Raw genomic sequence first — 24,060 nt, 5'->3', positions numbered from 1 at the left:
ATGTTCTGGACCTCATGGTTTTTGGCGGTCCTGGCGATAGCGCTGGCCTGGCCGGTGCCTGTCGTGCTGTCCCGCGCCCAGTGGCCGGCACGATCGCCCTTCACGGCGATGCTGCTGTGGCAGGCAATTGCCCTCGCCGGCGGGCTGTCCATGATCGGCGCCATGCTGGTCTACGGACTGGAACCGATCGGGGACAACCTGCTGGCCGGCCTCAAGGCACTGGCCGGGATGGTCTTCAACAACGCGCCCACCACGGCACTGGGCTTCTGGCACATCTTTGCGCTCTCGGCCGCGGCGCTGCTGAGCGCCCATCTGGTCTTCACCCTGCTGCTGACGTACTACAAGATCCAGCGCCAGCGGCGTCGGCACCGCGAACTGCTGGCACTGCTCGCGTCCCCGTCCGCTGATGGTCCGCGGACCATGGTGATCAACGTCGACTCCCCCGTCGCATACTGCCTGCCCGGGGGCGCCCGCTCGGTCACCGTGCTCTCCGACGGACTCATGGCGGCCCTGGAACCCGCCGAACTCCGCGCGGTCCTGAACCACGAGAACGCACATTTGGACCAGCACCACCATTTGCTGCTCTGGGCTTTTGCGGCCTGGCGGCAGGCGCTGCCCTGGCTTCCCACCACGCGGCTGGCGCAGGAAGCTGTCAGCTCGCTGATCGAGATGCTCGCCGACGATGTGGCGTTGAAGACCGAGAGCAAGGCCACCCTGATCAAGGCGATCGCGATTGTGGCCAGCGGCTCCCCCGGCGCCGCCGGCGCCCGGATGGCCTTCGGGGATCCGGACCTGTCCGACGGCGAGCCCGGCCAGTTGGGTGCCACTGGCGGCGCCGGTTCGGCCAGGACGACGGCGTCCCGCGTCAGCCGCCTGCTCTCGCCGCAGCCTCCCCTCCCGGAACCCCTGCGCGCGGCTGTTCTGGCGGCTTGCCTGCTGCTGCTGGCGGTTCCGACGGCACTGCTGATTGTTCCCGGCCTGCTGGGCTGAGCCCTCCCCGGCCCTTCCTCGGCGACCCCTGCCGCGGCAACCCGCGCTGGGCGATGCCCGCGCGGAGGCCGGGCCGCCCCGCCCGAAGGCTGAGCGGCCCGGCACCCGTTGCGCGGTTTGTGACCCGCGCCTACTTAAGCAGCTTGTTGGCCTTGTATTCGAGGTCCACATTTCCGGACCCATTACCCTTTGCCGAGCCGTTGACCGCTGAGGTGGTCATGCCGAAGGTGAGCGTTGTGTGGGCGATCGCGTCCGCCATTTCTTCCAGCACATCAACGTTGACGTTGGCGATGGTGTCGCAGGCCGCGTGGTAGCAGGGGTCCAGCGGGGCACCTGCTTCGCCGCCGAAGATGGCCGCCTCTTCTGGGGTCTTCAAATCCTCTGCGCCGGTGAACAATCCGCCCGCCGGGATGCCGGTGCTGATAAAACCGAAGTAGTCGGACCGTCCGTCAAAGGCGGTCGGCGCAACGGGCAGGTTCTGGGACTTGAAGTAGTCCAGGAACACCTTCTCCACCAGCGCGGAGCCGTTGGGACCCTTCTCGCCGAACGCCGAGCCGTCGCCGTCATAGACGTAGCGGACGAAGTTCGGCGAACCGACCATGTCGAAGTTGAGGTTGACGGCATGTTCCTTGACCTGGCGGGTCGTCAACTGGGAGACATAGTGCCCGGACCCGATCAGTCCGTCCTCTTCCCCTCCCCAGAACGCGAAGCGGATCCGGTTGGTCGGTTCAATGCCCAAGGCTTTCAGTTGGAGCGCGGTCTCCAGGATCGCAGCCGATCCCGAGCCGTTGTCGTTGATGCCGGGGCCCTCCGCCACGGAGTCCAGGTGCGCGCCCACCACCACGGTGCGATCGGCACGTCCGCCGGTATCCGCCAGGATGTTGAAGGATTCGATCGTGGTCACACCTGCCTCGACAGCCAGGTGCATCACCACGCCGCTGAGCGCGGCGAGTTCGGCGCCGGTCGCGTAGCTGGTGCTGACCACCGGGATGGAGGCCTGGGGCAGGTCCAGTGTGCCGCCGAAGAGGCCGAGGCGGTCATCGCCCGGGACGACGTTGCCCTGGTTGAAGATGATTGCCCCCGAGGCCCCGGCCGCGGCGGCGTTGTCCGCCTTGATCCGGAAGGTGCAGGTGCCGCGCTGGATCAAGGCGATGTTTCCCGGCGTGAAGCCGGCGAAGTCGGCCGCTTCGCAGCCGCTGGTCGAGGCATGGTCACCGGCGAGGTTGAGGTCGACGGCGGTCAGCGGGGCGGTGACGTCGCCCGCACCGGAGTAGGACATGTCCAGGAAGCCGGTTCCATAGGTATACGTCTCCGGATCCGGTGCTACGCGCTCGAGTGACGCCGACGTGAAGTCGTAGCGGTCGTAGCTGAACGGCTGGAGCACCGGGGTGTAGCCGGCTGCATCCAGTTTGCCCTTGATGTACAGGAGCGAGGCCTCGTAGCCCGTGCTGTCAGCTGCGCGGTTGCCGCCGTTGGCGTCGGCGATGGCCTGGAGGGCGTTGAGATGGGTCATGATGTTCGGCGCGGACACTGCGGTGCGCAGGGCCTCCGAGTCGGTTCCGGTTGCTGCAGTGGCCGGCGGCGCGAAGCTGACCGCCAGGCCGATCGTGGCGGCGATGGCCGCGCGCTGGATATTCCGAGTTTGCCTCATAGGGATCTCCTGGATTTATGCTGCGGAATCCGGCCCCGGGCGTCATTGCCCGGGGCCGTGAGACGACACTATCGGAAGGAGGCAAACTGGGTTAGAGGGCAGTTGGGCACTGTCGTGATCCGGCAACGGCTAGGACAATGACCGCCCCAGCACCGGTGAGGGACGGATCTCAGGCGTCGATGCGCTCCCGGTCCAGGCTCGCCGCTCCGGCGATGATGAAGTCCTTGCGCGGCGCGACGTCGGATCCCATCAGCAGGTCAAAGGTCTCCTCCGCCTGCTTGGCGTTCTCGATGCCGACCTTGCGCAGGGTGCGGTGCCGCGGGTCCATCGTGGTCTCTGCCAACTGCTCCGCGTCCATCTCACCCAGGCCCTTGTAGCGCTGGATTGGCTCCTTGTACCGCTTGCTTTCCTTCGCGAGCCTCTCCAGCAGAACGTGCAGTTCCGCCTCCGAGTAGGTGTAGATCATCTCGTTGGCCTTCTGGCCGGCGTTGATGACCTCCACCCGGTGCAGCGGCGGGACGGCCGCGAAGACCCTGCCCTGCTCGATCATCGGCCGCATATAGCGGAAGAACAGCGTGAGCAGGAGCGTACGGATGTGGGCGCCGTCGACGTCGGCGTCGGTCATCAGGATGACCTTGCCGTACCGGGCGGCGCTGATGTCGAAGCTCCGGCCGGAGCCCGCGCCCACCACCTGGATGAGCGCCGCGCACTCGGCGTTGGAGAGCATGTCGCCCACCGAGGCCTTCTGGACGTTGAGGATCTTGCCGCGGATGGGCAGCAACGCCTGGAAATCGGAGGAGCGCGCCAGCTTGGCGGTGCCGAGCGCCGAGTCGCCTTCGACGATGAACAGCTCGGAGCGTGCGACGTCGTCCGTGCGGCAGTCCGCAAGCTTGGTTGGCATGGAGGACGTCTCGAGGGCGTTCTTGCGGCGCTGGGTTTCCTTGTGGACGCGGGCGGAGATGCGCGACTTCATCTCGCTGACGACCTTTTCCAGCAGCAGCGCCGACTGGGCCTTGTCGTTGCGGTGGGACGAGGTCAGCTTCGCGTTGATCTCCTGTTCCACCACCTTCGCCACGATGGCCCGCACAGCCGAGGTGCCCAGGATTTCCTTGGTCTGGCCCTCGAACTGCGGCTCGGCGAGCCGGACGGTGAGGACCGCGGTGAGTCCGGCGAAGATGTCGTCCTTCTCGATCTTGTCGTTGCCGGCCTTCAGCTTCCGGGCATTGGTCTCCACCGCCTTGCGGAAGGTTTTGAGGAGCGCCTGTTCGAAGCCGGTCTGGTGCGTTCCGCCCTTGGGCGTGGAGATGATGTTGACGAAGGTGCGCACCGTGCTGTCGTAGCCGATCCCCCAGCGGAGGGCGACGTCGACCTCGCAGTCCCGTTCGACCTCGGTCAGTTGGCTGTGGCCCTTGTCGTCCAGGACCGGAACGGTCTCCTTGAACTTGCCGGCGCCATGGAGCCGCCAGACGTCCGTGACGGCGGGGTCGGCGGCGAGATACTCCACGAATTCGGAGATGCCGCCGTCGTGGTGGAAGACCTCCTCGTGCGTGCCGGACTCGCCCGGCGTGCCTTGGAGCTTGCGCTCGTCCCGGACGGTGAGTTTCAAGCCGGGGACCAGGAAGGAGGTCTGGCGGGCGCGGGCGGCGAGTTCGTCGTAGGAGAACTTGGCGTCCGGGGTGAAGATCTGCCGGTCCGCCCAGTAGCGGATCCGCGTGCCGGTGATGCCGCGCTTGGCCTTGCCCACGACGTCCAGGACGGAACCGTCGACGAAGGGCGAGAAGACCGAGGCCGGGTCCGGCCGTGTGCCGGTGTCCTTGAAGCGGCCGGGCTCGCCGCGGCGGAAGGACATCTTGTAGGTTTTGCCGCCGCGGTCCACTTCCACGTCCAGCCGGGAGGACAGGGCGTTCACGACCGACGCGCCCACGCCGTGCAGGCCGCCGGAGGCCGTATAGGAACCGCCGCCGAACTTGCCGCCGGCGTGCAGTTTGGTGAACACAACTTCGACGCCGCTCAGCCCGGTTTTAGGTTCGATGTCCACCGGGACGCCGCGGCCGTCGTCGTGGATTTCCACCGAGTTGTCCGCGTGCAGGATGATTTTGATGTCGTGGCCAAAGCCGGCGAGGGCTTCGTCGACGGAGTTGTCGATGATCTCCCAGAGGCAGTGCATGAGTCCGCGGGAGTCGGTGGAACCGATGTACATGCCCGGGCGCTTGCGGACGGCCTCGAGGCCTTCCAGCACGGAGAGATGCCGGGCGGTGTAATCAGAACTTGGTGCCACGGGGCGGAAACTCCTTCAGGAACGGGACTGCTGCCAGTGAACCGGCAAGCTTTTTTGGCGCTCTTCCTAGGGTAGTCGGAGTGCCGCTGTCCGGTGTGCTGCCACTCCCCGGCCGCCGCGCGCGCCGGAACCCGTTACCGAGACGTGATACGCGTACAGCGAAAGTGGGCCATCCGTGCCATGGTTTCGCTGCGAATGCTGGTTATATAGGTATACCGATCTACCAAGGAGGCCGAACATGACAACAGCAGTTGCGGACCGCACACTCACCACCGTCGACCGGTGCGATCGTTGCGGAGCACAGGCGTATGTCCGGGTTGTTCTCGGCGCCTCCGGGGGTGAGCTTCTTTTCTGCGGCCACCACGCCCGCGCCGTAGAACCGACGCTCAGGCCGCTCAGCTCTGACTGGCACGACGAGACGGGGCGCCTTCACGAGAAGCCGCCGGTCCCTGTCGACTAGAGACCGGGTCCACCAAACCACATGAGAAAGAGCCCCTCCGGATTCGGAGGGGCTCTTTCCGCGTTAACGAATATCGCGGCGTCACTTCCCGCACCCAGCGGCGCCCCTCAACGAACAACGCGGGGTCACTTCCGGCCCAATCCTCCGGGGAGGATGGGCGGGATGTGACCCCGCGTTGTCTGGTGGGTGCCTAGTCCAGGTAGTCCCGGAGGACCTGGGACCGCGACGGGTGCCGCAGCTTGGACATGGTCTTGGATTCGATCTGGCGGATCCGCTCCCGCGTGACTCCGTAGACCTTGCCGATTTCGTCTAAAGTCTTCGGCTGTCCGTCGGTCAGGCCGAAGCGCATGGCGACCACGCCGGCTTCGCGTTCGGAGAGGGTGTCCAGCACCGAGTGCAGCTGTTCCTGCAGCAGGGTGAAGCTCACCGCGTCGGCCGGGACCACGGCCTCGGAGTCCTCAATGAGGTCACCGAATTCGGAGTCGCCGTCCTCGCCCAGGGGCGTGTGCAGGGAAATCGGCTCGCGGCCGTACTTCTGGACTTCGACGACCTTTTCGGGCGTCATGTCCAGTTCGAGGGCCAGCTCTTCCGGGGTGGGTTCGCGGCCCAGGTCCTGCAGCATCTGGCGCTGCACGCGGGCCAGCTTGTTGATGACTTCCACCATGTGCACCGGGATGCGGATGGTGCGGGCCTGGTCGGCCATGGCACGGGTGATCGCCTGGCGGATCCACCAGGTGGCGTAGGTGGAGAACTTGAAGCCCTTGGTGTAATCGAACTTCTCGACCGCACGGATCAAGCCCAGATTGCCTTCCTGGATCAGGTCCAGGAACAGCATGCCGCGGCCGGTGTAGCGCTTGGCCAGCGAGACCACGAGGCGGAGGTTGGCCTCCAGCAGGTGGTTCTTCGCACGCTTGCCGTCGTGGATGACGAATTCGAGCTCACGCTTGAGCTTCGGATCCATGGATCCGTCGTCAGCATTGATCTTTTCCTCGGCAAAGAGGCCAGCCTCAATGCGCAGGGCGAGGTCGACTTCCTGCTCGGCGTTCAGCAGGGCGACCTTGCCGATCTGCTTCAGGTAGTCCTTGACCGGGTCAGCGGTGGCGCCGGCGGACATGACCTGCTGCACGGGGGCGTCGTCGTCGTCGGCGTCGGAGTAGACAAAGCCGGAGCCGGTGGCAGCTGCGGCGGCCTTGGCGGGGATTTCCTCCCCGTCCTCACCGATCTCAACGGCCTCCACGACGACGTCGTCGAGGTCAACCTCGACTTCCTCATCGGTGTCATCGTCACCGTTGGCGGCTTTGCCGGCGGCTTGCGCCGCGGCTTTAGCGCCGGGCTTGGGCCCGCGCTTTTTGGGTTCAGGCTTGGCGACTGCCGATGCGGTGGTGTCACCTTCGGCCAAGGCTGCGTCTTTGACAGCCTTGTTGGCTGCACGCGTGGCGGCGCGCTTGGCGCTCGTCGCCGCCTTCTTCTCCTCGGGGGACAATACGGCCTGGTCGGCGGGTTCCTTCTTCGCGGAAGACGGGGTCACAGAAAACCTTTCTAGCGGCGGTCTGTGGAATCACCATACGGGCAACACCACTATGACCCTGTCAAGTCCGTGTTTCACATCAGGTGCAATCACGACCAGCAGAGCCACTAAGTAGAACTCCTGGGGTGACCGTAATGTTCCCTGTTTCCACGGTCCACTACAAGCACTTAATACACGGACCCAACCGGGTCTCGGCAACCATTGTCTCACGGTTTTCTCAATCGGGACCGACGCGGGGCGCGGGCCGGCGATACCGGCCGCGGCGCCGCGGCGCGCCTTCCCTCAGCGGCGGTGCCCGTACCGCCCGGCGCCGGCTTGGTGTCAGGCGACGTCTGGCTCGAACCGCTGCCAGGCCGCCTCCCTCCTGGCCGCCCAGCCGCAGAGCGTCCCGCGGCGGACAAGTTCCGCCAGCAGTTCCGCCAGCCGGTAGCCGGGGTGTTCCTGGTCCGCGCGGCGGAACAGCGCATCTGCGAAGGACCCTTTTCCGCGGCACCACTCGATCCAGCCCCGCCCCGTCAGCGCAGCGGCCCCGGCCTCACCGCCGGCTGTGCCCAGCTGTTCCAGCACCCGGTCCAGGCGTGCCATCAGGGTCCAGTCCGGCAGCGGGGGTGCCAGCCCCAGCAGGACCTCGCCGTAGCCGGGCACCTCCGGCGGCAGATGACCGGCACCTCGGCTCCTTCCCTTCCGCCCGCCGCCCTCTCGTCTGGCACCCCGGCCGCGGGGAGGGAAGCCTTCCAGCGGCGGCAGCGGAGCGAGTGGCCGTAAAGATGGATCGGAGGCAGCAAGGGAACCGTACCGTCCGGGCTCCGGTGTCCCGCCGTCGAACACACCGAAGTCCTCGGCTCCGCGCTCGGCGGCCTCCTGCCCGGCAGCCGCCATCACCAGCACCGCGTCCCGCCAGGACGGAACGCACAGGGACGCGCGCAGGTAGCCGATGAGCGACGTTGACAGCGTCGGTGCGTGGGCCTGCAAAACCCGGCCCCACACGTCCAGGACCTGACCGAACTGGAGTCTGTCCCGCACACACGCGGAGAACAATTGCGCCCAGTCCCGCTGCGCCTCCAGCACGGCGGGATCCGGCTCACCCGCCGGCGGCGTGAGCAGGGCAGCGCCGGGAGCCGCTCCCACGGTGCTGCCGCGGTAGACCATCTCGGCATTGAGCCTGCTGTTCCTGATCTCCTCCACAGGGCGCCCGGGCGGCGCACAGCACGACGGGTCCAGACAGTAGGCGTTGCGCCAGTAGTCGGCGCCGACCAGCCAGGCGTCCCGGACGGGCATGCCGGCGTCGGCCAGCGCGTTCTCCAGCGACGCCAGAAGTTCCGCCCACGGCGTGCCGTCCCCGTCGGTTTCGGTGAAGAAGGCCAGCAGCGAGCCGTCCGCTTCGGCGTCGGCCTCCAGGTAGGAGGCCACGGAACGGGCAAAGGCCGCCGGCCCGGGATAACCGGACCAGTCAGGGCTGCCGCCGTCGCCGGGGAGGTCGACCCGCAGCGTGGCCCCGAGCCGTTTGCCCTGCATGGTCATGGCCACCAGGCTGCGGGCCGGCCAGTAGCCCAGGGAGTGCGGGATGAACCCCAGGATGTCCTCCGGGCCGGTGATTCTCAGGTGATCGGGAGCTGTCATGAAGCCAGCTTCGCGGTCCCCGCAGCCCCTTGTTAGTGCCGGCGTGTCCTATGTGGATAACCAGGAGTGAACCACGGCGGGACACCATGCCCACGTCCCGCACTCAGGGCGTGCGGCGTCGCTCAACACTGCGCCGGCGCTGTTCGACGAGGGCCGCCAGCAGCGGCGGCACCTGAACGCCCTGGGCCGCCATCTGCCTGCGCACCTTCCGGCGGCTGACAAGGATGGCTCCCGTCCCGCCGGCCAGCAGCAGGAACTGCACGCTCAGGGCGATCCGGAACGGGTCGAGCCCGTACAGCTCGCCCTGGGAGAACCCGGAGGCATACAGCAGGTCAAGGACCAGGCCGATCAGGTAGATGGCGATGAGGGAGGCGATGAAGCCGCCCACGTTCACAATGCCGGTGGCGGTGCCGATCCGGTGGGCCGGGTTGAAGGTGCGGGCAAAGTCGAAGCCGATCATGGACCCCGGGCCGCCGATGGCGAGCACCACCACCAAGCCGGCCAGCAGCCACAGCGGGGAGCGTCCCGGGATGAGCAGCACCGCCGCCCACGCCGCAGCGGTGGCGGCGGAAATCAGCAGCACCATGGTGGACCGCCGCAGCGGGTGACGGGCAACGAAGCTGCCCATCAGCGGCCCGGCGGCGATGGCCGTGGCCACGTAAAGGGTCATCAGCGCCGAAACGGCCGGCGTTTCCAGGCCCTGGGCGGAGATCAGGAAAGGATAGCCCCAGGTCATCGCAAAGACTGTTCCGCTGAACTGGACCGTGAAGTGGCTCCATAGCCCCAGCCTGGTGCCGGGCTGCCGCCAGGCATGGGAGATGGAGACGCCGGTGGCGCGCAGCCCCTGGGACGGTTCCGGTGCAGGATGTCCGGGCGGCAGGTCCTGGAGCAGGACCAGCACGAGCACCACGGCGAGGACGGACATGGCCGTGAGTGTCAGGAACGCGGGGGTCCAGCCAGCGAGGTGCAGGATCATGGCGAACGGCACCACGCTGAAGAGCTGGCCGAGCTGGCCGGACATTCCGGTCAGCTGGGTGAGCAGCGGGACGCGGACGGGGGCGAACCAGATCGGGATCAGCCGGATCACGGAGATGAACGTCATCGCGTCCCCGGCGCCCACCAGGACCCGGCCCAGCACACCTCCGGGGATGTTGTCGGCGAAGGCCAGCTGGAGCTGCCCCAGACCCATCAGGACGGCGCCGCCGGCGATCATGGCCCGGGAGCCGAAGCGGTCCACCAGGATGCCGACCGGAATCTGCAGGGCGGCGTAGACGAGGAGTTGAAGCACGGTGAAAAAGGAGATTTCGGCCGCGCTGGCGTGGAAGCGTTCCGTGGCCTCCAGTCCCACCACGCCGAACGAGGTGCGCTGGCTGACCGCCACCAGGTACGCGAAGACCCCGACAATCCAGATCAGCCAGGCGCGGGGTGCAGTCACTCCCCCATTATGCCCAGCGGAGAGAGAAATAGTATTTATTCGCCGGGTTCTTTACGGGCCAGGTAGGCCTCGACGGCGGCCCCGAGATCATCGGCGTTGGGCAGCTGGTCGTTCTCGTCGGCGAGCAGGGACCGGCGCACGGTTCCTTCGGCGTTCTCGTCGTAGCGGGTCTCGAGCCGGGAGACCACCTGCTGCACGTCCGCCGAGGCCTCAATCTGCTCGGCAATCTGGCGCCCGACGTCGCGGCCCGCTTCGCGGAGCCGGTCGGCGGGCAGCATCAGCGAGGTGGCCGCGCCGAGGTATTCAAGTCCGGCGACGGCGGCCGTCGGGTACTCGGCTTCGGCAAGGTAGTGCGGCACATGCATCACGTAGCCGGCCACGTTGCGGCTGGCCTCCGTCAGGCGCAGTTCCAGGACGTGGCCGACGGCGGCTGGCACCTCGACGGTGGGCTTCCACACCGAGATGCCCTCGATGAGGTCCGGGCGGTTGCCGTGCACCGTCACCCCGACGGGCCGGGTGTGCGGCACCGGCATGGGAATGGAATGGATCCAGGTGACGAGGTTGACGTCCAGCTCCTCGACGATGCCCACTACGGCACGCGCGAACCGCTCCCATTGCAGGTCCGGTTCGAACCCGGCCAGGAGCAGGAACGGGCTGCCGAGCCCGTCGACCAGGCGGTAGAGCGCCAGGCGCGGCGCCTGGTAGTCCTGCAGGTGGTCCTCGACGAAGCTGATCTGCGGGCGGCGGGTGCGGTAGTCGATCAGCTGGTCGGCGTCGAATTCGGCCACCATCTCGGAATCCAGGGTGTCCAGCAGTTCCGCGGTGATCTGCCGGACGACATGTCCTGCGTCGGCGAACCCGGTGAAGCCCATGACGAGATTCAGCCCGCGCAATTCGGGGCTGTGGAACAGCGCGTCATCACGCAGGTAAAGCGATTCGGGGTCCAGCAGGGAGCCGGAAATCCGTTCAAGCACGGCATGTTCCTTTCGTCGTAGTCAGTGGGGGCAGCCGGACGGGCCCTGCGGGGCGGCGGCGCTGATATCGGTTACAACACGGCGGGGTACCGGCGCATTCCTGATCGGGGTGTGCTCCAGCTCTCATTCAATTGAACACCCGCGCCGCGGAGAGACTACGATCGGAGCTGGCCTTATGACGGCTTGAAGACACGTGGGTTACGTCTCAACCGGCAGCGGCCCAGGTTCCAAGGCAGGGCGCCAAACATGCAGTTCCTGCCGTAAAAACTCAGAGAATTGAGGACTGTCCTCGTGGTCAAGAATACTGAAATCAAACTTAGTGCCGTCGCAGGGGACCTCAAGAAGTCCCCCAGCGACGCCCTCGTCATCGGCGTCGGGCAGGGCACGGACGGTCCCGTCCTGCTCAGCAACCCCCTGACCGCCAAGGCAGCCGAAGCCCTGGCGGAATCACTGAGTGTTCTTGGCATCACCGGGGCAGCCGACCAGGCCCACCGCCTCCCGGGACTGAGCGATTCCGGCGCGAAAATCCTCGTGCTCGCCGGCGTCGGCAAGATCTCCGCCGCGCAGCCGCTCACCGAAGAGGCGCTCCGCCGCGCCGCCGGCTCGGCCGTCCGCCAGCTGGCCGGCGTCAGCACGGTCACCCTGGCCCTCCCGACGGCGTCGCTCGGCGATGTTGCCGCTGTCGCCGAAGGTGCCGCGATGGGCGCCTACTCCTTCACCGAATACCGCTCCTCTAAAGAGGGCCTGAAGGATCCGGTGCAGAACGTTGTGATTGTCACGGACTTTGCCGCCGACAAGGCGCTGTTGCCGGTCCTGGACCGTGCCGGGCTGATCGGCAAAGCCGTCAACGCGACCCGTTCACTGGTCAACCAGCCGCCGAGCCACCTCTACCCCGAATCCTTCGCGGACGCGGCCAAGGAACTGTCCAAGGGCCTTCCCGTCAAGGTCACCGTGTGGGACGAGAAGCGCCTGGAAAAGGAAGGCTTCGGCGGCATCCTCGGTGTCGGCAAGGGCTCCACCCGGCAGCCGCGCCTGGTCAAGGTCGAATACTCCCCCGCCCGGGCCACCGCCAAAATAGCCCTCGTGGGCAAGGGCATCACCTTCGACACCGGCGGAATTTCGATCAAGCCGGCCCTCGGCATGGGCGACATGAAGTCCGACATGGCGGGCGCCGCCGTCGTACTTAACAGCGTGCTGGCCATCGCCGGCCTCGGCCTGCCCGTCAAGGCGACCGCCTGGCTGTGCATCGCCGAGAACATGCCCTCCGGCGCCGCCCAGCGCCCTGCCGACGTGCTCACCATGTTCGGCGGCAAGACCGTCGAGGTCCTCAACACCGACGCCGAGGGCCGACTGGTCATGGCCGACGGCATCGTCGCCGCAAGCCAGGAGTTCCCGGACGCCATCATCGACGTCGCCACCCTCACCGGTGCGCAACTGATCGCCCTCGGCGACCGCACCGCCGGCGTGATGGGCGCCGACTCCGTCACCGGCCCGCTCAAGGCCGCCGCCGACCGCGCCGGCGAGCTGGTCTGGCCGATGCCGCTGCCCGAAGAGCTGCGCCCCAGCCTCGATTCGCAGGTCGCGGACATCGCCAACATCGGCGAACGCCACGGCGGCATGATGACGGCAGCCGTCTTCCTGCGCGAATTCGTCGGCAAGGGCAAGGACGGCGAGCCGATCCCCTGGGCCCACATCGACATCGCCGGCCCGTCGTTCAACAACGGCAGCCCCTACGGCTACAACCACAAGCAGGGCACGGGCTGCACCGTGCGCACGCTGGTGGCCTACGTCGAGGACATCCTGGCCAAAACCGCCTAGGCGCAATCCGTCCAGCTGTCCGCGCCGCCTGGTGGCCGGACCACACTGCCCCGGCCACCAGGCCGCGTGACACTGGACACAAGCGCTCCACAAACACCACGGCAAGGTGGAGCATGTATTAGTGGTTCGCTAAGGTGAACACCGGTAGTCACAAATGAAAGGGAACTGTCCTGCTGGCATAATCACGGCAGGGAAGTTCCAAGACCAGATGATGCGTACTCTCGTGTCATCGTTCACGCGAGGGAGCGTTTTAGTGGCCGATCAGGCAACTGCGCAAGAATTCGACATCCTGGTACTCGGCGGCGGCAGCGGCGGCTACGCAACTGCCCTGCGTGCCGTTCAGCTCGGCCTCACCGTCGGCCTGATCGAAAAGGGCAAGCTCGGCGGCACCTGCCTGCACAACGGCTGTATCCCCACCAAGGCCCTGCTGCACTCGGCGGAACTGGCCGACCACGCCCGTGACTCGGCAAAGTACGGCGTCAACGTCACCCTTGACAGCATCGACATCACCGCTGTCAACGCCTACAAAGACGGCATCATTGCCGGCAAGTTCAAGGGCCTGCAGGGTCTCATCAAGGGCAAAAAGGGCATCACCGTCATTGAGGGCGAAGGCAAGCTCCAAGGCACGGACACCGTCGTCGTGAACGGCACCGCGTACAAGGGCAAGAACATTGTCCTCGCGACCGGTTCCTACTCCCGCTCGCTGCCGGGCCTGGAAATCGGCGGCAAGGTCATCACCTCCGACGAAGCCCTCACCATGGATTTCATCCCCAAGAGCGCGATCGTCCTGGGCGGCGGCGTGATCGGCGTCGAGTTCGCTTCGGTCTGGAAATCCTTCGGCGTCGACGTCACCATCATCGAGGGCCTGCCCTCATTGGTCCCGAACGAGGACGCGACGATCGTCAAGGCCTTTGAGCGCGCCTTCAAGAAGCGTGGCATCAAGTTCTCCACCGGCACCTTCTTCCAGGGCGTGGAGCAGAACGCCGACGGCGTGAAGGTCACCCTCGTGGACGGGAAGACCTTCGAAGCCGACCTCATGCTCGTCGCTGTCGGACGCGGCCCCGTCACGGCCAACCTTGGCTACGAGGAAGCCGGCCTGACCATTGACCGCGGCTTCGTGATCACCAACGAACGCCTGCACACCGGCGTCGGGAACGTCTACGCCGTGGGCGACATCGTCCCGGGCGTCCAGCTGGCCCACCGCGGCTACCAGCAGGGCATCTTCGTCGCCGAAGAAATCGCCGGCCTGAAGCCCGTCGTCGTCGATGACGTCAACATCCCCAAGGTCACCTACTCCGAGCCCGAAATCGCCACGGTGGGCTACACGGAGAAGGCTGCCAAGGCCAAGTTCGGTGACGACCAGATCCAGATCCAGGAATACAACCTCGCCGGCAACGGCAAGAGCTCCATCCTGGGCACGTCCGGCCTGGTCAAGCTGGTCCGCCAGAAGGACGGCCCCGTCGTCGGCGTCCACATGATCGGCGCCCGCATGGGCGAGCAGATCGGCGAGGCCCAGCTGATTGTGAACTGGGAAGCCTACCCGGAGGACGTGGCCCAGCTGGTCCACGCCCACCCGACCCAGAACGAGTCCCTGGGCGAGGCCCACCTGGCGCTGGCCGGCAAGCCCCTGCACGGCTAGCAGTTACGCCCGCACCACCGCAAGAACTCAGGGCCCAGTGCACCCGGCCCAAAATGCCGGGTGCACTAAGCTCGACCAAGGCAGCAATCATCCGCACTAAAGATCAATAAGGAGAACGGGGACGACATGTCTGAATCCGTTAACTTGCCCGCCCTCGGTGAGAGTGTCACCGAAGGAACCGTCACCCGCTGGCTCAAGCAGGTAGGTGACCGGGTAGAAGTGGACGAGCCGCTGCTCGAGGTTTCCACCGACAAAGTAGACACCGAGATCCCCTCTCCGATCGCCGGCGTGATCGAGGAAATCCTCGTCGCCGAAGACGAGACCGCTGAAGTTGGCGCACCGCTGGTGCGCATCGGCGACGGCTCCGGTTCCGCCGGTTCGGACGAAGCTCCCGCCGCTGAAGCACCGGCCGAGGAAGCGCCGGCAGCTGAAGCCGAAGCTCCCGCCGCCGAGTCCCCGTCCGCGGCCGAAGCCCCGGCCCCTGAGGCCGAAGCACCCGCCGCCGAAGCACCCGCTGCCGAGGCTGAGGCACCGGCTGCCGAAGCCGCAGCTCCTGCCGGAGAAGGCCACGAAGTCACGCTTCCGGCACTGGGCGAGAGCGTCACCGAAGGCACCGTCACCCGCTGGCTCAAGAGCATTGGCGACACCGTCGAGGTCGACGAGCCGCTGCTCGAGGTTTCCACCGACAAGGTCGACACCGAGATCCCGTCACCGGTCGCCGGCACCCTGCAGGAAATCCGTGTCGCCGAGGACGAGACGGCCGAGGTCGGTTCGGTCCTCGCCGTGATCGGTTCCGGCGCGGCGGCCCCCGCCGCGGCTCCCGCCAAGGAAGCCCCGAAGGAAGCGGCAGAAGCTCCGAAGCAGGAAGCTGCTCCGGCTGAAGCCCCCAAGCAGGAAGCCCCCAAGCAGGAAGCCCCCAAGCAGGAAGCTCCGAAGCAGGAAGCGCCCGCGCCGGCACAGGAAGCTGCCCCGGCCGCAGAGTCCGGCTACGTCACCCCGCTCGTCCGCAAGCTGGCCAACCAGCAGGGCGTGGACATCTCCTCGCTGGCCGGCACCGGTGTGGGCGGCCGCATCCGCAAGCAGGATGTGTTGGCGGCAGCAGAAGCCAAGGCCGCTCCGGCGCCCGCCGCGGCTGCCCCGGCGCCGTCCGCTGCCCCGGCTGCGCGTCCCTCCGCTGACCAGTCCTCGCTGCGCGGCACCGTGCAGAAGGCCCCGCGGATCCGCCAGGTCATTGCCCGCCGCATGCGCGAATCGCTGGACATTTCCACCCAGCTGACCCAGGTGCACGAGGTCGACATGACCAAGGTTGCCAAGCTGCGCGCCAAGGCCAAGAACTCCTTCCAGGCCCAGAACGGCTCCAAGCTGACCTTCCTGCCCTTCATCGCCAAGGCTGTGGCCGAGGCTCTGAAGCAGCACCCGAAGGTCAACGCCTCGTACGACGAGGACAAGCAGGAGATCACCTACCACAACGCCGAGCACCTGGCGATTGCGGTGGACACGGACAAGGGCCTGCTGGTTCCGGTCATTGCCGACGCCGGCAACCTGAACCTCGCCGGCCTGGCCGGCAAGATCGCCGACGTCGCCGACCGCACCCGCAACGGCAAAATCGGCCCGGACGAGCTCTCCGGCGGAACCTTCAGCATCACCAACATCGGTTCCGTGGGCGCCCTGTTCGACACCCCGATCATCAACCAGCCGCAGGTTGCCATCCTCGGCACCGGCGCGATCGTCAAGCGGGCCGTCGTGGTCTCCGATGAGAACGGCGACGACTCGCTGGCCATCCGCTCGATGATGTACCTCTCCCTGACGTACGACCACCGGCTGGTCGACGGCGCCGACGCAGGACGCTTCCTGCAGACGCTGAAGGCCCGCCTTGAGGAAGGCGCCTTCGAAGCCGACCTGGGGCTCTAGCCTCCAAGGGCTAACGAACACCGACGGCGACGGCGGTACGGACACCGGTGGGAAACCACCGGAGCCCGTGCCGCCGTCGCCGTTTCCGTGGCTGGTGGGCGAGTTTCCGGACCGGGCGGGTCTTACTACGGCGCGTAGAATCTTCTGGCTAGACTGGGGCCATGAATATCGTCTATAACATCGTGGTCTTCCTGCACATCGTCGGAGCCGCCATGATCGTGGGCATCTGGATCGGCCAGATGAAAAAGCCCACCGTGCACCCCCGCCAGTTCGACGGCGCGATGCTGCAGCTCCTCACCGGCGTCGCCCTGATGGGGCTCATCCCGGCCCTGGACATCGATGCTGACTACGCCAAGCTCGGCGTCAAGCTGGTCGTGGCCGTGGCCGTGGGCGTCCTGGCCTTCATGGGCCGCCGCAAGTACAAGAAGGGTGAGGACGTCAGCAGGGGCCTCGCGCACGCTGTCGGCGGGCTGGCACTGCTCAACGTGGCCATCGCCACCCTCTGGAAGTAGGGCTCTCCCTTTCACAACGACGGCGACGCATCCCCGAGGGGTGCGTCGCCGTCGTCGTCCGGGCAGGGGTCACAATCCTCCAAGAGCGGACACCGGTGCGCCGGTGGCGACATATCCCTAGGATGGACACGGCATGATCCGGCTCATCGCCGGGTCTGTGGAATATCAACCAACTTGAGGAGTGGACATGGCAGCTACACGCACCGCACACACTGTATGGAATGGCGACCTGATGACCGGCGCCGGCAACACGACGCTGGACAGCTCCGGTCTGGGTAACTTCGATGTCACCTGGAAGGCGCGCGCCGAGGCCTCCGAGGGCAAGACCAGCCCCGAAGAGCTCATCGCCGCTGCGCACTCGGCCTGTTTCTCCATGGCGTTCAGCCTGGCCGTCGCCCAGGCCGGCCACACGCCCGAGGAAGTCAACACCAAGGCCGATGTCACGTTCGTGCCCGGTACCGGCATCACGGACAGCCACCTGACCGTCAACGCGCGGATCCCGGGGATCACGGAGGATGAATTCCAGCGCATCGCTGAAGAGGCCAAGGTGGGCTGCCCGGTCTCGGCCGCCCTTACCGGCATCAAGATCACGCTGGATGCCACGCTGGCCTCCTAGCCCCTGACGCGCCAACGGCGAAGGCCCCCGCTCCCTGCTGGTCAGGGAACGGGGGCCTTCGCCGTTGGCGGGCCGCGCCCGGCGGACGGTCGCTGCGGCCTAGCTGCCGGGCCGGCGGGCCGGCAACGGGGCGGGCCGGACCTGCCGGTAGCCCTCGCGCAGCGGCGGCCGGTCGGTGGGCAGCTCCTGGATCATTTCCTTGAGGGCGCCGATGCCGTATTCCAGCTGCGGATCGGTGCCGGCAGCATAGGCATGCGGCGGGAAGGTCACTTCAATGTCCGGGGCGACGCCGAAGTTCTCGACCCCCCACCCCACGCCGCCGGAGAACCAGGTGGCGTAGCGCGGCTGGGTCACTCCGGTCCCGTCAGCCAGGGCGAAGCGGTTGTCGATGCCCACGACGCCGCCCCAGGTCCGGGTGCCGATGACCGGGCCGATCCCCCGCAGCTTGGAGACCTGGGTGATGATGTCGCCGTCGGATCCGGCGAATTCGTCGGTCAGGATGATGACCGGTCCGCGCGGCGCGTGGTGCGGGTACGTCCGCGGCCGCTCCCCGCGCGGCATGCTCCAGCCGGTGACCTTGCGGCCGATAAGCTCCGCGACGAGCTGGGAGGTGTGCCCTCCCCGGTTCCGGCGGACGTCGACGATCAGGCCGTCGAGGGCTGTTTCGGTATCGAGGTCGCGGTGCAGCTGGGCCCAGCCGTTGGCCATCATGTCGGGGATGTGCAGGTAGCCGAAGGTTCCCTGCGAGGCCTGCCGGACAGTCCGGCGGTTCGCGGCGACCCATTCCTGGTAGCGGAGCCGCTCCTCGTCCCGGACCGGGACCACCGCAACGCGGCGCTGCTTTCCGGCCTGGCTTCCGTGCCCGGCGCCGTTGCGCAGGGTGAGCTCGACGGCGCGTCCCGCGGCGCCGACCAGCTGCATGGCGGGCGTGCGCACTTCGCTGAGCTCGACGCCGTCGATCGCCAGCAGCACGTCGCCGGCTTTAGCGTCAGCCCCCGGGCGCGTCAGCGGCGAGGTGGCAAGCGGGTCGGATGACTCCCCCGCGAGGATGCGGGTGATCTCCCAGCCCTCGCCCGTGAAGGCGAGATCGGCGCCGAGGCGGCCCTGGCCGTTGCTGCCGTTCTCGGTGACGGCGGCGGGACGGACATACGCGTGGGAGGTGCCCAGTTCACCGTGGAGCTCCCACAGCAGGTCCACGAGGTCGTCGTGCGAGCCGAGCCGGTCCACAATCGGGCGGTAGCGGGAGTGCACCGAGTCCCAGTCCTGCCCGGCCATGTCTTCCGTCCAGAAGAAGTCCCGCTGGAGCCGCCAGGCCTCGTCGAAGGCCTGGCCCCAGACGCTGAGCGGGTCGAGCTGCACCCGGATGCGGCTGAGGTCAACCTTGACCAGCTGCCCGGATTCCTCGTCCGCCTTGGCGCTGGCGGGCGAGACCCGGATCTGCTTGTCCTGCAGGGCCACGACCTTCTCGCCGTCGCCGGAGAGCCGGTAGCTGTCCAGGGCGTCCACGATGGTGGTGGTCTTGCGCCGGGCCAGGTCGAAGCGGACCAGGCAGGGCGCCGCGTTCTTGTCCTCGAGGCTGGCGCGGCCTTCGCCGGTGACGCCGAAGAGTTCGCTGTCGAGCCAGAGCAGGGCGCCGGCGGTGGCGGTGAGGGACGAGTAGTTGCCTTGCGGCACCGGCACGCTGATGACGCGGTGGGCCAGGCCTTCAGCGTCGACCCGGACCGTGGGAACCTGGTGCTGCGCTGCAGCTTCGGCCCCGCCGTCGCCAGTGCCGGTCCCGGCGTCGGCATCGGCGTCGGCGCTGTCCTGCAGGTCGACGCTTGGGCCGAAGGGCGAGGGAGTGTCCGCGGCAAGGGCCACCAGGTAGGGCTTGATCGGGCTCGGGAAGGACAGGTCGAAGGAGTGACCGTCGTAAACCGGGTCGAAGCTGCGGTTGGAGAGGAAGGCCAGGTACTTCCCGTCAGGGGTGAACGCGGGCGATTCGTCGCGGAAACGGCCGTCGGTGACGTCGATGATCGTGTGCGTCCCGGCCGCTGCGGCGCCGGCGTCCTCCACGCCGGTGATGCGCAGCCTGCTGCGGGAGCCGAAGGACGTGACCGGCTCGGACCAGCCCAGCCAGGCCGAGTCCGGGGACCAGCTGAAGCCTTCGATGCTGCCCTCGCCGATGCTGCTTACGAGGGACAAGGCGCCGGTACGGGTGTCGGCCAGGTAGATGTCGCCGAAGGCGGTGCCGACGGCGAGCCAGTTGCCGTCCGGGCTCGCCTCGATGGCACTGGCCCTGGTCGGCTTGGGGAAACTGATCATGGTCAGCCGGCCGGTCGGTCCCTGCGCCGCCGGGGCGTTGTCTTCCGCCGGGCCGGCAGTGTCGGCAGCGTCGTCCGGGCTGGCAGCGTCGTCCGGGCTGGCCGGGGTGGCGGTCAGGTTCCGGTCCGACCCGTCCGGCTTTGCCGCCGGGACCGCGGTCACCGTGGCCGGCCGGGTGAAGGCTGCGGCCGGGACCGGGCTGGGCAGGGGCATGCCGGCATCGGAATCCCCGCCCGGATGCGCGGCATTCTGCGGCGCCGGAGCGGCAGGCTGCGCACCCGGCTGGTGCCCGGCTCCGGGGTTTCCGGCGACCGTGATTCCGTCGACCGTGTTTCCGGCGTTTAGGGATGCCGGCTCCAGGGGCGGGGCGATCGCCTTCAAGTACAGGGCCTCGACGCCGTCATGGTCGGCAACGTAGGCGATCCGGCCCGCGCCGAACGGGCGGGGCAGGCGGGCCCGGACGCCGGGGGTGGCTTCCAGCACGCGCGAGGGGCCGTCCTTGTGCCGCAGCCAATGCAGTGTGCCGTGGGCCTCCACGGCGCTGGAGCCGCCGGTGCGGTCAGGAACCACATCGCCGAGGTGCCGTGACGGCTTCAGCGGTGCGCCGCGGCGGGCCTGGGAAGCGGATCCCAGTGAAATCTCAAGTTTGACGGCGTCCGAGCCGAGGTCGGGCAGCAGCCACAGCTCACCGGCGGATTCGAAGATGACCCGCTGGCCGTCGGTGGCGGCGTGCCGGACGTAGAAGTCCTCGTGGTCCGTGTGGCGGCGCAGTCCGGAGCCGTTGGGCAGCACAGAATACAGGTTGCCGTAGCCCTCGTGGTCGGAGAGGAAGGCGATCCGGCCGTCAACCCACATCGGGTCGGTCAGGTTGCCGTCCAGTTCAGCGGCGAGGCGTTCGAATTCGCCGTTTCCGTCGGCATCGATCCAGAGCTTGCCGGCGGCGCCGCCCCGGTAGCGCTTCCACCACGCGGGTTCACGGGACAGCACACTGGCGAGGACCACGGGGCGTTCGTCGCCGACCACCGGCCCGAAGGCAACGGATTCCACCGGGCCCAGCGGGAGTTCGGTGGCCCAGCCGCCGGTGACCGGCAGGCTGTAGGCGTGGGTGTGGCGGCCGTCAGCCTGCCGGAAGGCGCTCGTGACCAGGACGGCGCCGTCGGGGGTGAAACCCTTGACTTTCGTGGTGGCGTGGCCGAAGTAGCTCAACTGCCGGTAGCCACCGCCGTCGACGTCCGCGGTGACAACTTCCGGGGCCGTACCCTGAACAACCGTCCACACCAGGCGCTTGCCGTCCGGCGTGAAGCGGGGGTTGCGGGCGGGCAGCTGCAGCGAGGAAACGCGCCAGGCGCGGCCCCCGCCGAGGGGCGCAATCCAGACGTCGTCCTCGGCCACGAAAGTGACCAGATCGCCGTGCAGATGCGGGAAACGGAAGTAACTCGAAGAGGTCATCGTTAGATCATAGTCAAGACGGGCCTTCCCGCCGGGGAGGTTTCCCTCCCGCGCCGGGCATGGTGAGATGGATCATGCGAATCATTGTTGCCGGAGCCTCAGGGCTGCTCGGAACCGCCATTTCCCGCTCCCTCCGCAGCGCCGGACACGACGTCGGCACGCTGGTCAGGCGGGTGCCCGCCGCACCGTCCGAGTTCCAGTGGAACCCCGCGGAGGGCAGCATCGACGACACCGCGCTGAAGGGGGCGGACGCCGTCATTAACCTCTCCGGCGCCGGCATCGGAGACCGGCCCTGGACCCGGTCCCGCATCAACGAACTGCGCAACTCGCGCCTCGGGCCGACGCGCACGCTGGCGGCGGCCATGGGGCGCCAGGACACTCCGCCGGCGGTCTTCCTCAGCCAGTCGGGATCCAACTACTACGGCAACGCCGGACTGGCGCTGCTCCGCGAGAACGCCCCCGCCGGCAACGGCGTGCTGGCCAGGATCTGCGCCGACTGGGAAGCGGCCGCGCACGAGGCTCCGGCCGGTGTCCGGGTGGTCACTCCCCGCACCGGCGTCGTCCTGAGCCGTTCGGGTGGCGCGCTGGGACGTCTTATGCCGCTGCTGCGCCTGGGCGTGGGCGGACCCCTGGGCAACGGCCGGCAGTACTGGCCGTGGATCACGCTCCCCGATGTGGCCGGCGCGTTTGGTTTTCTGCTCGGCAGCCGGCTGTCCGGGCCAGTGAACCTCTGCGCCCCGGAGAGCGCGGACGTGAACTCGCTGATCGCGGCGCTGGCCGGGGCCCTGCACCGGCCGGCGGTACTTCGCGTCCCCGCCCCGGTGCTGCGCCTGGTGATGGGCAAGCTTGCCGAGGAGCTGCTGCTCTCCAGCCAGCGGATGGAACCGGCCGTGCTGAGCGAGGCGGGCTTCGAGTGGCAGCATCCCTCGCTCGCCGAGGCCGCCGCCTGGGTGGCGGAACCCGGCCCGAAGTCCTAAGTTTGCCCGGCGGCGGGGTCTACCGCGGCGGTCCCGGCGGCGCCGGGAAGGATGTCCTGGATCCGCCAGCGTCCCTCGACCGGCGCCAGCACGAGCCGCAGCTGCTGTTCCGGTGCGGCCGCGGCGTCCGCCACCACCGCCCCGCTGGCGTCGCGTTCCTGGTAGGCGGTCGTGCTCGCGGTGACGTCCACGACGGCCAGGGACCGGCCGCTGTCCCCCGTCTCCGCCGCAACATGTGCCACGTGGGTCAGGAGTGTCGTGAATCCCGCCAGCACCCGGCCTGATTCCGTCAGCCTGGCGCTGATCCGTCCGTCCGCCACGGCCGCCGCCGACGCCGGCACGTTGACCTGCTCCAGCAGCCCGAAGTCCCCCGAGCTGAACGCCAGGGAGCGGAGCCGGGCCAGTCCGCGGACCGCTTCCGCGGGGTCCGGCGATGCGAGCTGGGCCTGCACCCCGGGCGGAAGGCCCGCCGCAGCAGCGGCCGCGGCATCAGGGGCCGGCGGCGCGGGTGCCTGAGCCGGCTCCTTGACGGACCCGGCGTCGTTGACGGCGAAGCCCGGTAACGGCGAGGGCAGCCCGGCCCGGGCGAACCCCCACCCGGCGACAAGGACAGCCATGAGGGCCAGGCCCGTGGCCACCGCCCGGAGGCCGCGGCGGCCTGGAAGTGCCGGGCGGGCGGAGGGCCGGAAGGAGCCCGGCTGGAAAGGGCGCCGGCCGGTGGCGCCCCGGCGGGCAGAGTGGCGCGCGGCAAGGCGGCCGGCACCCGACGGCGCGGCGGCTGGAAGCGGCGCGGCCGCCCGCGGCGTGCCGAAGCGGCCCGGCAGGGACCGGAGTTGTTCGACCCGACGCTCCCGGGCCGTGCCCGGTGTGGTGCGGCGGGTCAGCAGCTGCGGGATGACCGTGGGGTGGACCGAGACCGAGAGGTCCACCGGCGCGGCCACGGCGCTGCGGTGAACGGCGGAGGCCAGCTCGGCGGCCGTGGGACGAAGCCTGCGGTCATCATGAAGTCCGGACTCCAGCGCGGCTGCCAGGGCAGGCGGCACCCCGGGAACCAGCAGCGGAAGCGGCGGCCGCTGCGCGCCCGGCTCAGGCGCGCGGCCGGTCAGGCAGTACCAGCCCAGGGCAGCGAGGGAATACACGTCGCGTTCCGGTTGCAGCCCGGCGCGGACGGCGTCCACTGGTGCCGGGTCGCGGAAACCCTCGGTACCGGCCTCGGGCACCGCCCGGGCGTCAGCCACCATCCGGGCGACACCCAGGTCGGCCAGCAGCGGTTTGCCGTGCGCGGTGAACAGCACATTGCCGGGAGAGACGTCTCCGTGGATGAAGCCGTGACCGTGCAGGTAGGCCAGGGCCTGGCCGACCGGAGTCAGGACCGTCACGGTCTCCCCCGGCCCCAGGCTCCCCCGGCCGGCCACGAGCTGCCCCAGCGAGCCGCCCGCGGCGTAATCCATGGTCAGCCCGAGGCTGCCGGCCACCGTCAGGTCAACGTCACTGTCACCTTCGCCTTCACTGCCACCTTCGCCTTCACTGCCGCCGGTGCGGCTGCCTGTGCCGGTGGAACCTCGCCACCGGCCGCCGGGCAGGCGCAGCACCGAGTGGGCCCGCACCAGATGGTCATGGTCAAGTGCGGACAGAATCCGCATCTCACGCCGGATCGCCTCTTCTGCATCACCGGGGTCGGTGGCGTCGCTCGCGGAGAAGCACTTCAGCGCGTACTCGCGGCCGGTCGACTGTTCGATCACCAGCCAGACGGTGCCGCCGCCGCCGCGCCCGAGGCAACGGCCGACGTCGTATCCGGGAACCTCGGGCGCCGCGGTGCCTGACGGTGCGTCATCTTCCATAACCTAAGGAATAGCGGATCCCGGGGAATCCCGCTGGAGTTATCCACAGAGGTGAGA

The 24,060-nt window shown here is 68.3% G+C and carries 16 protein-coding genes; 8 read left to right on the top strand and 8 right to left on the bottom strand.

Annotated features, from left to right (window positions below):
- The gene (locus ABIB29_RS14230; protein WP_354173456.1) at positions 1–990 is read left to right on the top strand and encodes a M56 family metallopeptidase; all 990 of its coding nucleotides are present in this window, start codon (positions 1–3) and stop codon (positions 988–990) included.
- A gap of 130 nt (positions 991–1,120) precedes the next feature.
- Here the strand turns inward: ABIB29_RS14230 and ABIB29_RS14225 are convergent, their stop codons facing one another.
- Both ABIB29_RS14225 and ABIB29_RS14220 read right to left on the bottom strand, forming a co-directional pair.
- Positions 1,121–2,641, bottom strand: coding sequence for a M20/M25/M40 family metallo-hydrolase (locus tag ABIB29_RS14225; protein ID WP_354173455.1), 1,521 nt, complete (start codon positions 2,639–2,641; stop codon positions 1,121–1,123).
- Positions 2,642–2,810: 169 nt separating this feature from the next.
- Entirely contained in the window at positions 2,811–4,919 is a 2,109-nt protein-coding gene (locus ABIB29_RS14220; RefSeq protein WP_354173454.1) for a DNA gyrase/topoisomerase IV subunit B, read from the bottom strand.
- A gap of 238 nt (positions 4,920–5,157) precedes the next feature.
- Here ABIB29_RS14220 and ABIB29_RS14215 point away from each other — a divergent pair, with 238 nt between their 5' ends.
- Entirely contained in the window at positions 5,158–5,379 is a 222-nt protein-coding gene (locus tag ABIB29_RS14215; RefSeq protein ID WP_354173453.1) for a DUF7455 domain-containing protein, read from the top strand.
- A gap of 190 nt (positions 5,380–5,569) precedes the next feature.
- Here ABIB29_RS14215 and ABIB29_RS14210 read toward each other — a convergent pair whose 3' ends face one another.
- From ABIB29_RS14210 to ABIB29_RS14195, 4 genes are all read right to left on the bottom strand, one after another.
- Complete coding sequence (locus tag ABIB29_RS14210; RefSeq protein ID WP_354173452.1) at positions 5,570–6,907, bottom strand: RNA polymerase sigma factor; 1,338 nt, start codon at positions 6,905–6,907, stop codon at positions 5,570–5,572.
- A gap of 321 nt (positions 6,908–7,228) precedes the next feature.
- Complete coding sequence (locus ABIB29_RS14205; protein WP_354173451.1) at positions 7,229–8,527, bottom strand: DUF4192 family protein; 1,299 nt, start codon at positions 8,525–8,527, stop codon at positions 7,229–7,231.
- A 103-nt stretch (positions 8,528–8,630) separates the two neighbouring features.
- Entirely contained in the window at positions 8,631–9,962 is a 1,332-nt protein-coding gene (locus tag ABIB29_RS14200) for an MFS transporter (RefSeq protein ID WP_354173450.1), read from the bottom strand.
- 35 nt (positions 9,963–9,997) lie between these two features.
- A complete protein-coding gene (locus ABIB29_RS14195) occupies positions 9,998–10,936 on the bottom strand; it encodes a proteasome assembly chaperone family protein (protein ID WP_354173449.1) in 939 nt (312 codons plus the stop codon).
- Positions 10,937–11,227: 291 nt separating this feature from the next.
- On the opposite strand from ABIB29_RS14195, the gene ABIB29_RS14190 reads away from it, so the two are divergent.
- From ABIB29_RS14190 to ABIB29_RS14170, 5 genes are all read left to right on the top strand, one after another.
- On the top strand, positions 11,228–12,754 hold the full coding sequence (locus ABIB29_RS14190; protein WP_354173448.1) for a leucyl aminopeptidase: 1,527 nt from the start codon (positions 11,228–11,230) through the stop codon (positions 12,752–12,754).
- A 253-nt stretch (positions 12,755–13,007) separates the two neighbouring features.
- Complete coding sequence (lpdA, locus tag ABIB29_RS14185) at positions 13,008–14,393, top strand: dihydrolipoyl dehydrogenase (protein ID WP_354173447.1); 1,386 nt, start codon at positions 13,008–13,010, stop codon at positions 14,391–14,393.
- Between the two features lie 126 nt (positions 14,394–14,519).
- Positions 14,520–16,304, top strand: coding sequence for a 2-oxoglutarate dehydrogenase, E2 component, dihydrolipoamide succinyltransferase (gene sucB, locus ABIB29_RS14180; RefSeq protein WP_354173446.1), 1,785 nt, complete (start codon positions 14,520–14,522; stop codon positions 16,302–16,304).
- A 161-nt stretch (positions 16,305–16,465) separates the two neighbouring features.
- The gene (locus ABIB29_RS14175; RefSeq protein ID WP_354173445.1) at positions 16,466–16,816 is read left to right on the top strand and encodes a hypothetical protein; all 351 of its coding nucleotides are present in this window, start codon (positions 16,466–16,468) and stop codon (positions 16,814–16,816) included.
- Positions 16,817–17,003: 187 nt separating this feature from the next.
- On the top strand, positions 17,004–17,432 hold the full coding sequence (locus ABIB29_RS14170) for an OsmC family protein (protein WP_354173444.1): 429 nt from the start codon (positions 17,004–17,006) through the stop codon (positions 17,430–17,432).
- Between the two features lie 99 nt (positions 17,433–17,531).
- Here ABIB29_RS14170 and ABIB29_RS14165 read toward each other — a convergent pair whose 3' ends face one another.
- Positions 17,532–21,185 (bottom strand): S41 family peptidase, encoded by a 3,654-nt coding sequence (locus ABIB29_RS14165; protein WP_354173443.1) that lies wholly within the window; start codon positions 21,183–21,185, stop codon positions 17,532–17,534.
- Between the two features lie 74 nt (positions 21,186–21,259).
- Here ABIB29_RS14165 and ABIB29_RS14160 point away from each other — a divergent pair, with 74 nt between their 5' ends.
- The gene (locus ABIB29_RS14160; protein ID WP_354173442.1) at positions 21,260–22,162 is read left to right on the top strand and encodes a TIGR01777 family oxidoreductase; all 903 of its coding nucleotides are present in this window, start codon (positions 21,260–21,262) and stop codon (positions 22,160–22,162) included.
- Here the strand turns inward: ABIB29_RS14160 and ABIB29_RS14155 are convergent.
- Entirely contained in the window at positions 22,159–24,003 is a 1,845-nt protein-coding gene (locus ABIB29_RS14155) for a serine/threonine-protein kinase (RefSeq protein WP_354173441.1), read from the bottom strand. The two genes, ABIB29_RS14160 and ABIB29_RS14155, sit on opposite strands and share 4 nt — an antisense overlap.
- Positions 24,004–24,060: the final 57 nt, after the last annotated feature.

It is taken from the genome of Arthrobacter sp. UYEF36, from assembly GCF_040547025.1.
Lineage (GTDB): Bacteria > Actinomycetota > Actinomycetes > Actinomycetales > Micrococcaceae > Arthrobacter.
This window is presented reverse-complemented; position numbering and strand designations above follow the sequence as displayed.